At 47.4% G+C, this 11,843-nt stretch carries 7 protein-coding genes; 2 read left to right on the top strand and 5 right to left on the bottom strand.

Going from position 1 to position 11,843, the window contains the following annotated elements:
• Positions 1-24: 24 nt before the first annotated feature.
• The 3 genes from LZG74_RS17930 to LZG74_RS17920 form a co-directional block, all read right to left on the bottom strand.
• The gene (locus tag LZG74_RS17930; protein WP_233797905.1) at positions 25-1,275 is read right to left on the bottom strand and encodes an alkaline phosphatase family protein; all 1,251 of its coding nucleotides are present in this window, start codon (positions 1,273-1,275) and stop codon (positions 25-27) included.
• A 269-nt stretch (positions 1,276-1,544) separates the two neighbouring features.
• Positions 1,545-3,350, bottom strand: a complete 1,806-nt coding sequence (locus tag LZG74_RS17925) for a RagB/SusD family nutrient uptake outer membrane protein (RefSeq protein ID WP_233797904.1) — start codon at positions 3,348-3,350, stop codon at positions 1,545-1,547.
• 18 nt (positions 3,351-3,368) lie between these two features.
• Positions 3,369-6,647: a TonB-dependent receptor gene (locus LZG74_RS17920; protein WP_233797903.1), complete on the bottom strand. Its 3,279-nt coding sequence runs from the start codon at positions 6,645-6,647 to the stop codon at positions 3,369-3,371.
• 212 nt (positions 6,648-6,859) lie between these two features.
• Here LZG74_RS17920 and LZG74_RS17915 point away from each other — a divergent pair, with 212 nt between their 5' ends.
• Positions 6,860-7,459, top strand: a complete 600-nt coding sequence (locus tag LZG74_RS17915; protein ID WP_233797902.1) for a TetR family transcriptional regulator — start codon at positions 6,860-6,862, stop codon at positions 7,457-7,459.
• On the opposite strand, the gene LZG74_RS26410 is transcribed toward LZG74_RS17915, so the two are convergent.
• Complete coding sequence (locus tag LZG74_RS26410) at positions 7,456-8,166, bottom strand: helix-turn-helix transcriptional regulator (RefSeq protein ID WP_233797901.1); 711 nt, start codon at positions 8,164-8,166, stop codon at positions 7,456-7,458. The two genes, LZG74_RS17915 and LZG74_RS26410, sit on opposite strands and share 4 nt — an antisense overlap.
• Before the next feature lie 26 nt (positions 8,167-8,192).
• Positions 8,193-8,825, bottom strand: coding sequence for a haloalkane dehalogenase (locus tag LZG74_RS17905; RefSeq protein ID WP_233797900.1), 633 nt, complete (start codon positions 8,823-8,825; stop codon positions 8,193-8,195).
• A 479-nt stretch (positions 8,826-9,304) separates the two neighbouring features.
• Here LZG74_RS17905 and LZG74_RS17900 point away from each other — a divergent pair, with 479 nt between their 5' ends.
• Positions 9,305-11,707: an ABC transporter permease gene (locus LZG74_RS17900; RefSeq protein ID WP_233797899.1), complete on the top strand. Its 2,403-nt coding sequence runs from the start codon at positions 9,305-9,307 to the stop codon at positions 11,705-11,707.
• Positions 11,708-11,843 lie beyond the last annotated feature (136 nt).

Below are 11,843 nucleotides of genomic sequence, written 5' to 3'. Positions count from 1 at the left end.
TAGTTTAAGGCGAAACATTCAGTGTTACTGCTCCACAATCCAGCGGTTGACCACATTGTATTTTCCTTCGACAACCACCTTGTAAAATCCTTTCGGGAATTTGCTGATATCTAATGATGCTTTTCCTTCCGACACGGGGAGTTGTTTCATGAGCATGTAAAGGTCGCTGCCGCCGGTTTCGAATTTGTTGGTTACTGCAAGCCAGATCTTCACCTCGCCATCTTTTTCCTGCGGCAGCCAGCTTAGAAGAATGTTGTCCGATTCCTTATTTACAGCCAGATCGGTGATGGAAATTTTGCCTGTTAAAGGGATGCCGTCCAGCTCGAAGCGCTGCTCTTTGGGGATTTTCAGATCCAGGTGCCGTGCCATGGTCGGCATAATGTCCACGATAGCCGGAATCTGCTTGTTTTGTGCAGATTTGGTAAAATAAGGGTTCAGTTCTTTGGCATTTGTGACAATCCAGGTGCTGCGCTCGGCATCGGACTGGCCGCCGTGGTCCTTGCCAGCCGGCTCTCCCCTTCCGTGATCCGTGGTGATAAATAGCTGCCAGTTTTCACCATGCTTGCTCTCTCTCTCTTTCACCGCTTCCCATAGCTGGCCCATTTGCGCATCCATTCTTTTTACAGCATCAAAAAACTGCGGACTATTGCCATAGCGATGGCCCATATCGTCCGTAAATTCCAGGTAAACCCAGGAAAGATCCGGCGCTTCACTTTTGATGTTGGCAGCTGCTTCGTCCACAACTTTCCCGTCGATCTTGCTGATGTATTGTGCGCCTTTATCGTGCGGAAAATTGATGGTATCGAGCTCAAAACCATCGAAAAAATAATCCATCTTCATCTTCCCCGTTTCCGGCAAACCCGTCCCGATCAGCTTCGTGCGGTTGTCAAGCCAGGTGGAAAAAATGGCTGTTTTTTTGGCAGGATAGGTTTCACGCAAAAACCTGAAAATAGTCCAGTACTGGTAATTGGGAGCCTTAATGTCGTTATCCCAGACATTATGCTTGTTCACCCACGTGCCGGTTAGCAGGCTATTGTAACCTACGGCCGAAATCGTCGGCGTTTGTGAATATGTCTTTTTCTCACCCCCCACATAGGCCCGCGTCATCCCTCCCACTTTCGCAATCGCATCCAGATTAGGCGTCGCCACTTTTTTCAACTGCTCATATGAAATACCATCCACGATGACGAAGAGGGATTTGTTCTTAGTCTGAGCAGCGGTCTGGTGGAAGATGAAGAGGGTTAGGATTATGGAAATGGCTTGTTTTGGGGACATTGGGTTTGTGGGTTTTTGGGTGGTTGGCCTTGTTTATTTAATGTGGTTTGTAACATCCTCTGTCACCCTGAGCGGAGCCGAAGGGGCGTTGCTGCCAAGTAGTAACGCCCCCTTCGGCCGCCCGGCGGCCCGGTCCGCTCAGGGTGACAGAGGAACTGACATCGCGGTTCTGCCCTTCGGCCGCCCGGCGGCCCGCTCCGCTCAAGGTGACAGGGTTGGTAACGGGCCAGTTGTCACCGCTTGCGCCGTCAATCTCGGCAGTAAGATAACTACTCCCAGCCAAAATACTGCTTCAAATTCGGGTTAAGCGTTACTTGTGACTTGGGTACGGGTCGGTAATAGTATTTTGGTTCCTGGAATGTGCCTCTTTCCGGGTCGGTAACGATGGTGCCGCTGGTTCCGTTTTTCAGGAAAAAGGATGCATCGCTGCCAACCGGGCCTACACGGTAATAGATCAACTTCTTGCCCAACGAATTGGATTCTTTGTTGGCCTCGGCCGGAATGGCTGAGGATACGGGGATCAGTTTTACATCCACGACACCATCGCCGGTAAGGTCGTAGTTGCCCAGGCCGGGAAAGTATAATCCTTCCGGTTCTTTTTCAATGAGCTTTCCGGCGTTCCAGCGCATAAGGTCGTCGTATCTGAAACCTTCCATAGCCAGCTCAACGCGCCTTTCGCGGCGTATTTCGAGCAATGCGCCCAGGGTGCTGCTGGTTGCGGATGGATATTGCGATTTCAATGTGGCATCCGCTGTGGCATTCAATGTCAGCTTAGGCATCCCGGCCCGGGCACGAACCTTATTTACAGAAAGATCCAGATCGGCTTGCGTCAGCTCGTTTAGTTCTGCTTTCGCTTCTGCGTAAGTGAGCAACACTTCCGCATAACGCAGCAATGGCGTGTCCAGGCTGTTGGCAACTGCCACTTCTTTTTGGTTTACAAAACCCTTTAACTGGTGATAACCCGACTGATTCTTGGCAAACTGCTGAATATAAATCCCGGCTCCCTGCGAATAAGTGGTCGCATTCACCAGTTCCCAACCTGGGTAAGCGAATGTCTGGTAGAGGCGCGGATCCCGGTTTTTGAATTCTTCGGTAAAAAGCTTTGCAGCATAACCGGCCTGGTTTGTGAAAGGCGTGCCATCCTTCATGAGATACGTTTGCAGCAAATCACGCGCGGGACTGGCTTCGTAATTCCCGAACATAAATGCACCCCACCAGCCGCTATTGATCTTATCCTGTTCATTAAATGTACCCAGGATCACCTCTGCATTACTTTCAAGACTGGTATTATTGAATAGCGAAGCGTAATCTTCCATTGGTTTGCCGGTGCTATGGACCGAGTAATCACCGCTGTCAATCACTTTTTTCGCAGCGTCCCTGGCAATTTGCAAGAAGCCGTTTGCAGAGGCTTGCAGGTTAAGCTCGCTATGATATTTGCGGAAAGTGCCTTCGTATAAAGCATGCCGGGCCTGGTAAGTAAGCACAGTGGCATTGTTGACCGCACCCGACCGGTTGTCGTCACGCACATGCCGCGCGGCGAAAGCATAGTCTTCAAATATTTTACCAATCACAAATTCCCGGTTATCCTGCGGCTTGTTAAGCGCTTCGTCATTGGTTGCGAGCACGTGGTCATACCAGGGCACATTGGAGTAACGCTTCACTTTTTCCATATAAAATCTGGCACGAAAAAATCGCGCGAGGCCTTCGTAATGGTTGAGCGCCTCTTCGCTGATCGGTGCTTTGCGGAAATTGTCCAGGAAAAAATTAATGTTGCGCAATGCTGTCCAATCCCAACCTGCATTGACCGTGGCCGATGAAGGGTTTCCTACCATAATGCTCTTGATCTCCGTTGCGCCGGTGGTGGCAGCATTGTCGGTAGAAGCATCATCGACGTAAATGCCAGTTCCGCCGAAATCGTACAGGCCCAGGATGTAGGTTTCGAGGTCCTGCTCGCTGTTGAAATATTTATCTTTTGAAATTTCCGTTTGCGGAACGCGGTCCAGGAACTCATCATTACAGCCCGAAACAACGGTTAGCAGACCGGCTGCCAGCAGCAATTGAATATATTTTTTCATTTTAAGATCTTATTTAAATTAAAACTGCAGTTCCAATCCGAATGAGAATTTCCGCTGGAACGGATAAGCATATCCCCAGCCGCTTGAAGTGCTTTTGGAAGGGTCTACTTTATCGACATTATCCGTTATGGATTCCGGGTCAAAGAACTTCTTCACCTGCGATAGCTCCGCCAGGTTTTCGCCGCTTGCATAAATGCGCAGTCTCGAAACCTTGATTTTTTGCAGCATTGCCGATGGGAATGTATAACCGATCGTAATGTTTTTGAGTCTCACATAAGCGCCGCTCAGCATGTAACGTGTCTGCGGAATGGCAAGCCCTTGCGACTGGTCCACCCGTTCGCCCAGGTTTCTGTCTGCAAGCCAGGATTGTAATACGGGGAACTTCGCGTCGGTGTTGGCATCGGCCAGGCCGGCGTTGATATAGGACTGCGAATGTTGTCCGCGCAGGACATCGCTATCAGCCGCGCCGCGGTAAAAATCGAGCAAATGCGCGTATCCGCCGGCATATGGCTGCTGGTAAAAGCCCCAATAGAGATAATTGAGTGGATAATAATCCATTTTACCAATGCCCTGGAAGAATGCGCGGAAATCAAAACCATTCCATTCTGCGCCCAGATTCAACCCAAAACGAAGCCTCGGCGTAACATTGCCGATCCTTGAAAGGTCTTTGGCATTATCCACTGTCGTCCCTTTTTCTATTTTACCATTGCCATCCAGGTCCTGATATTTAGGCCAGCCCGGCACAACCGACAATGCACCCCAGGGAATGATCTGCGTTTGGTCGAGCTTGCTGATCTCGTCCTGCGTCTGGAAAAGGCCATCGCTTTTCAGTCCCCACATTTCACCAAGCTCCATACCTTTGTAATATTGGGTCAAATTCTTGTTCGGGTTGTCGAAGCCCGTGATCGTTGAACGGCTGTCGCCCAATGTGAACTTGCTGTTGAAGCGCAGGTTTTTTCCGCCTACATTGAAATCTTCATCATAACCCACGGACAGTTCCCAACCTTTTGTTCTCAGGTCTGCCGCATTTTCTCTCGGCTCAGCCGCACCGAGCACGTCCGGAAGATCGCGGCCCTGCGTGAGCATTCCCTTAGTATCCCGGCTGTAATAGTCAAATGAAGCCGTGATTTTGTGTTGAAAAAAGCCAAGATCAGCGCCTATATTGGCGGACGTTACTTTTTCCCAGGTATAATTAGGTGAAACCGGTGCGTCCGAAGTTACCACTTGCGGCACGTTGCCGTCTACAATGTATTGGCCTCTCTTAGTCCCCATCTTGGCGATGTAGCCGTATTCACTCACAAACTGGTTACCCAGCAAACCGTAGGATCCACGGATCTTAAAATGGTTTACAACCTTCGACACTGGCTTCCAAAACTCCTCACCGTCTACTTTCCAGGCCGCCGACGCCGACGGGAAGAAACCAAAACGCTTGTCCTTCGGGAACTTGGAAGAACCGTCGTAACGACCATTGAACTCGACAATGTATTTGTCTTTATAAATGTAGTTCAAACGGTAAAACGCGCCCCGGATCGCCCACTCACGGATTCCCTCACCCACAAGTGCCTCGCCAGTTGCCAGGCCTATGCTTGGTAAGGAAGCAGAAATAACACCCGCTTTCTGCGCCTCGAAATACTCAGCCCGGTTTGACTCCTGGTTGTAACCTGCTATGGCATTCAGACTGTGAAATCCTAAGGCCTTGTTAAAGGTCGCATAAGCATTAAAAACAGTGTAGTTAACATTATCCGCTCTGCGGTAGGCAATATTATTGCCCTCTTCGCGAATGTCCGACGGCCCATATCCGATCCGCACTTTGGACTGGTTTCCCGCGTAATTAATGTTCTCTCTCCGCGTAGTGAAATCAGAATTAAATTTCAGCATATCTTCAAAAAAGGACATTTCCGCATTGAAAGTCGTCTGAAACATATTGTCCTTTTTGAGTGAACGACCGCCTTCCGTCAGCTGCGCCGCTACTCTGCCCACATCCGTATTGGCCCAGGTTCCGTCCGGATTTTTATCCACCGATGTAGGGAACAGGTCATAAAGCCTTTGGATCGAGAGTTGATACGGTTTGGCTCTTTCAGTCAGGGCAATGGAAGTGTTGTTTCCGATGGAAAGCCATTTGTAAGGCTGGAAGTTAACCTTGCCACGCGTGGTGTAACGGTCGAATTTGTCCTCTGCAATTTTCAACGCACCATTCTGAGAATCATACGCGCCTGATAAATAATAAGTTGTCTTACCCGATTTCCCGGCAAGCGAAATGTTGTGGCGCTGCGAAAGCGTAAAATTATCCAGGAAATATTTGGTCCAGTCCGTGTTACCCATGTATTCATAAAGCGAATTATCGACCGGGTTCAGGCGGATCGGATCGGTTCCGGAGGGGTTGTCTGAGCGGTCTTTGGCCCAGGCATACTGGCTCGCCGTGTAATTAACGTTGTCCCAGGGCGTGTTATCCGTCGAAGTTTCAAGCAAACGCATGTATATATACGGATCAATCACTTTGTTGGGAAGCACGGTGGGTTTACCGAATGAAAAGTTGTTAGAGTAGTTGATGCTCATCTTTTCCCCTGTGCCGGTTTTAGTCGTAATAAGGATCACGCCGTAGGCCGCACGCGCTCCGTAAATGGCTGCCGAAGAAGCATCTTTCAAAACCGAAATACTCTTAATGTCCGAAGGCGCAATGAAACTCAGCTCCGCCGCGTCCATCGGCACATTATCAACTAAAATCAGCGGGTTACCACCATTAATGGAAGTAAAACCACGGATGTTGATGTTGGGAGCCTGCCCCGGCTCGCCGCTTACGAAGTCAATGTTAAGGTTGGGAACTGCGCCTTGCAAACCCTGCGCTACATTCTGGATTGGCCTGGCTTCCAGCATTTTGCTGTCTACCACGTCCACCGCTCCCGAAAGGTTTTCCTTTTTCTGGGCACCATAACCCACCACGACCACTTCGTGCAGGTTGGCAGCATCCAGTTCGAGGGTAATGTCCAGGGATGTTGCCTTGCCTACCGTTGCTTCCTGCGGTTTGTAACCTATGAATGAGAAAACAAGAATGGCATCGGGCTGTAAACCGCGCAGGACATATTTTCCCTCGCCGTCGGAAACGGTTCCTTGCTGCGTTCCTTTCACCAGTACATTCACGCCGGGCAGCACGCCGCTGCCGTCAGCCGATTTGATCACTCCCCGCACCTCGCCCTGCGCAAAGGATTGGAGCGCCGAGCCTCCCAATAAAGCCGTCAGCAGCCACAACAGGCAAACCGACCGATGCTTTTTAAACAATTTAGATAGATTTTGCGCCATACAAATGATTTGGTTAAAATGATGACTACGGCCGAAAACGACCGTTTTATTCTTCGCAAAATTGCTGATTCAGGAGGACATACGTTTTAAGGGAATGTTAACAATTTGTCATTATTTTGATTGAACGTTCATTCAATAAAAATACGCGGGTATAGTATTCTACTCTAATGTTTTTCTTTTGTATTATCGCGGATTCAAATCAAAACTCAGGCATGGGAAGAAAAAGCCTCAAAGGGGCCCGACAGCAGGAAATTATTCTGGCATTTTATAAATTGGCAAAGATAGAGGGACTCGAAAATACGTCTATCGCCAAGATAGCCAAGGAGATGGATGTGAACCCGAGCCTTATCATTCATTATTTTCAAAATAAAGAAGAGCTGAGCTACGCCCTGATCGACTTCATTCTCGACCGCTACACGCCGATTTTCAATGTGCCGGGAAAATCTGCCAAGAATTCGAAAACCATTCTGCTGAAAGTGATCGATAATCTTTTTTCAAAAAAGTGGGATACCTTATTTGACGACGGGCTTTTTTACAGCTGCTATGCGTTGTCGTTTAGAGACGAGAAAATTAAAATGAGATACAAATCCCTCCTGGAAAGCCTCAGACATAAACTTTCCGAGCTGATTGAGGCATGCAATGAAGACGGAAGCCTTTCCGTTGACAATCCCTACGAATGCGCCGATCTTATATTTACGATCCTGGATGGCGCCTATTTTTATTTAAGCATGATCAAAGAACCCGCCATCGCCAAAGCAAAACTGGCCAGCTACAAGCAAAAGGCGTTGAATGTGGTGGGTTTGGAATGCTAATGTAACCGCGATATATTAAAAAATTCTTTCGGAGTCTGCCCGGTGAACTTTTTAAAGTTTCTGATAAAGTGCGATTGATCAAAGAAACCTGCATCCAGAGCTGAATTAAGAAGCGGCCCATTTTCCGATACCTGCCCGATGAGCGCTTTCATACGGACTATATCAGCAAATTGCTTCGGCGTTGTCCCGACGGTCTTTCGAAATCGTTTTTCAAAAACATCTAAACTAACGTGCAGGTTATCAGACAATTCCTTTACACTGAGCATTCCTTTGACAGCCTTTATTTTTTCAACAGAGTGCGTAATGAGCAGATCCTTTTTTTGACACCGAATCCTTGCAATAAAAAACTTCTGTACAATATTGACTTTGCCTTGAATGGATTCAGCTGCTTCCAGCTGTTCTTGCAAAAACATTAATTCGGAGGGCTTGAAAAAGTGATCTAATGATACATGCAGTTCAAACAATTCGTGAATGGGCAGATGGAAGAAGGCAGCAGCGCCGCCTTCTTTAAACTGGACAAGAATATTAGCACTGTTATGGCCGTATTCGGCAATCCTGAAAGATTTCCTCAGTCCGGATAGCGACAGCACAGGGAGGCAATTGTTGCCATTCTGCCCTTGATAATGGACATGACCCTGCAAGCGGATAGCTGCTACAACCGAAGTATCCGGCAACAAACGGTTCACAAAGGAGCCGTTGCTTTCCACAACCACAAATGCCCTGATAAATGGGCTCAGGCGAGCATGGCCCGCCTGTCTTCGCCGGGCTCAGAAAATGGGCGACGGTATTCCGCCATTTCTTTGTCCGACAATGTGCGCAGGATCGTTTTCGGCAAATTAAACTCTATGAATGAGTTCTTCATCAGCACCATTTCTTCGCCTTCACTGGTCCGCAGTTTTTGAAAAGTTTCGCGTGCTGCACCGGGTACTTCGTCCCAGGCGCGTGGCCTGGTAATGGCTTCCATATACACGAATCCTTTCACGGCACCAGGATGTTTTCTTGCCCAGTCAAAAGCGAGCGCCGAGCCCCAGTCATGCGCCACAAAAATGATATTTTCATGAATGCCGAGCGCGCTGAAAAGCATATCCAGATGCATCATGTTATTAACAAAATTATAATCCGAGGCATTGCTGAAATGTCCCGAATCTCCCATGCCCGGCAGATCAGGAGCTATGCACCGTCCCAGATCCTGTACATATGGAAGAACATTTCGCCAGATATAGCTTGACGTTGGGTTGCCGTGAAGAAAAATAATGGGATCACCTTTGCCATAGTCCAAGTAAGCCATTCGCAGCCCTTTGATAGTCTTATACTTTTTCCGAAGCTGAAAGGCAACTTCGATTTCCGTGTTTTGAGTTGTTTTCATTTTTTACTTTCCTTTTTTACACAAAATTCTGTGTATCCCAGGAAAGTAAATTGTATAAAATCATTGATTTGGTTTAAATGCTGCTTTCAAAATAAGCAGTAGCACAATGATATACAAGGACTTATATGTTTGCTTGAACCGCAGAGTCATCATCTATCCTGATTGGTTTTATAATGAAGCGACATCACCAAAAGTCACATCATGTTATTAAATACTAAAATGATGAAAACTATTGAAGCGAAGGGTTTTGTTACCTGCTAGTGAAATGCTTTCATTCGTGAGAGCATTACTATTTCGGATCAAATGCTCAATACGGACATTCATCTTATCCACTGTCCGAAATCGGACAAATTCTGTGGCAGCCATGGGCTTTACGACATAAAATCGATGATTATCGCAATGGCATAATACTTGACTTTGCAATCAGGAATACTGACCAACCTAACCGACCCACGCGATTGCTACGGAATTATATCAAAATGGCACTGCGGAGCCTGATCCAAAATAAATGGTACTCTGCAATTACGGTTACCGGGTTAGCCACCGCACTGACCATTACACTCTTTATTGGTCTCTACATTAAAAATGAGCTGAATTTTGATCGTTACAATGAAAATTCAGAACGCATATACCGAGTAAACAGCGACATTAGCTTCTCCCTACAAGGCCTGCAAACGGCTGCCGCTCCTACCCCGCTGGGCGCAACTTTGAAAACAGAATTCCCGGAAGTGGAAGAGGCTGTCCGGTTGGGCAAATATCAGAACTGCCTGGTGAAAAGCACGCGCGATAATGTCCGAGAGCAGGCTATTTTGCTTGCCGATTCTACTATATTTCGTGTTTTTACATTGAAGATGCTATCGGGCAATCCAGCAACAGCCTTAGCAAAACCCAATTCCGTGGTCATCACCGAGCGGATGGCCAGAAAGTATTTTGGCTCAACCCATGCCTTAAACAAAGTTTTGACTTTCAATAATAACGAGTCCAGGCAAGTAACGGCTGTCATCGGCGACATTCCGGCACAATCCCATTTCCAGGCCGACTTCATTCTACCGCTTTGGGAAACCAGGGACGCAAAAGCAGACAAATGGGGAAACCATATTTTTAACACCTACATTCTGCTCAAACCCGGAACCAGTCCAAAAGCCGTCCAGGCCAAATTTGAAAAAGTATTACAAACCTATCTTGATCCTGCCTTACGACGGTTTTTCAACACTACATTGGCCGAGGCTCGCAAGCAGGGCAACTACTTCCGTTATTCGTTAATCCCACTGACAGACATTCACTTACATTCCAACAGAGCAGGTGAACTGATGCCGAACGGCAGCATAGAGTATGTTTACATTTTCGCTGGCATCGCCCTGTTCATACTGATGATCGCAGTTGTGAATTTCATCAATTTGACAACGGCCCGCTCCATCAAACGTGCACGGGAGATCGGTGTCCGGAAAGTGCTGGGGTCCAATCGCATTGGTTTGATATATCAGTTTTTGTCTGAGTCCATGCTGATCGCATTTATCTCTCTGCTCGTTGCGATTGGAAGCTTGGTTAGCCTGCTGCCTGTTTTCAATTCATTAACCGGCGAAAGTCTGTTGATCTCAGAGTTTACAACGCTGCCGGTTGCTTTCTTTTTGTTCCTGGGCACAGTTGCTGTTGGCTTATTGGCAGGGATCTATCCTGCTTTTTACATTTCTTCGTTTCAGCCTGCAAAGGCCATTAAAAACGGCTCCGGTTCACATCCGAAAAGGCAAAGTCTGCGCAGTTCGTTGGTTGTATTTCAATTCTCCATGTCTGTGATCCTGATCATTGCGACTTTACTGATTAACCAGCAACTGCAATTTATTCAAAGCAAAAATGTGGGCTATGGTAAAGAACAGGTAATTGTCCTGAATACACCCGAAGTACCCGAAAACCAGCTTCGCACTTTTAAGGAAATTGCTTTGCAGGATGAACAGGTCAAGGCGGCGAGTATCAGCAGTTTTCTGCCCGTAACCTCCAAACGGAACGGTGACTACTGGTATCCCGAGAGTCAAACCGACCAGAAATATTCGATGGCCATGCAGGAGTGGGAAGTTGATGAAGATTACCTGGCGACGTATAAAATGGTGTTGGTTCAAGGCCGTAATTTCATAAAAGGCCAGGCGGCCGATTCATCCCGCGTTGTGATCAATGAGACTGCCGCGAAACAGCTTAGCTACAAAGAACCCATCGGAAAAAGCATTCACAAGCAAGGCGGTGAAAGATTAACAATTGTGGGTGTTGTCAAAGATTTTCATTACGAATCGCTGCGAACCCGAATAGAACCGTTGTGCTTCATGCTGGATGCTGATATTGTCTCGGGCAAAAGCAGTGATGCGCTGTCGCTGCGACTGGAAACATCGGATATGGCCGCCTCAATATCCGCATTGGAAAATAAATGGAAGAAAATTGCACCCGGTCAGCCGTTTGAATATTCTTTTCTGAATGAAAGTTTTGATGCAATGTACCGTGCCGAACAACGGACACAGGTGCTTTTTACAACGTTTACAACTGTTGCCATATTCATTTCGTGTCTGGGCTTGTTCGGTCTGGCGACATTTATGGCAGAGCAGCGTACCAAAGAAATCGGCGTTCGGAAAGTGCTCGGCGCATCTGTGAAAAGCGTAGTAACATTGCTATCAGGCGATTTTCTGAAACCCGTATTATTTGCCATCCTGATCGCCTCTCCTATTGCCTGGTACATGATGAGCCGCTGGCTGCAAGGCTTTAATTACCGGATTGAAATTGAATGGTGGGTTTTCTTCCTGGCCGGAACACTGGCGGTAAGCATTGCTTTAATTACTGTGAGTTTCCAAAGCGTCAGAGCAGCGCTTATGAATCCTGTAAAATCACTCAAAAATGAATAGTATTAGCCGCAGGAATTTCACAATTATTTCGACACAATTACGTGCGCTTTTAACGGCAGCCTTAATTTGTCCTGCTTCCTTGAACAACCGTTCATTTTCGAACAGCAACGCTGGTAAGCGCTGCATTAATTTCCTG

This window comes from Dyadobacter sp. CY327 (assembly GCF_021390415.1).
GTDB classification, from domain to species: domain Bacteria; phylum Bacteroidota; class Bacteroidia; order Cytophagales; family Spirosomataceae; genus Dyadobacter; species Dyadobacter chenhuakuii.
The sequence above is the reverse complement of the archived record's forward strand: the minus strand, read 5'-3'. Positions and strand labels throughout refer to the sequence as shown.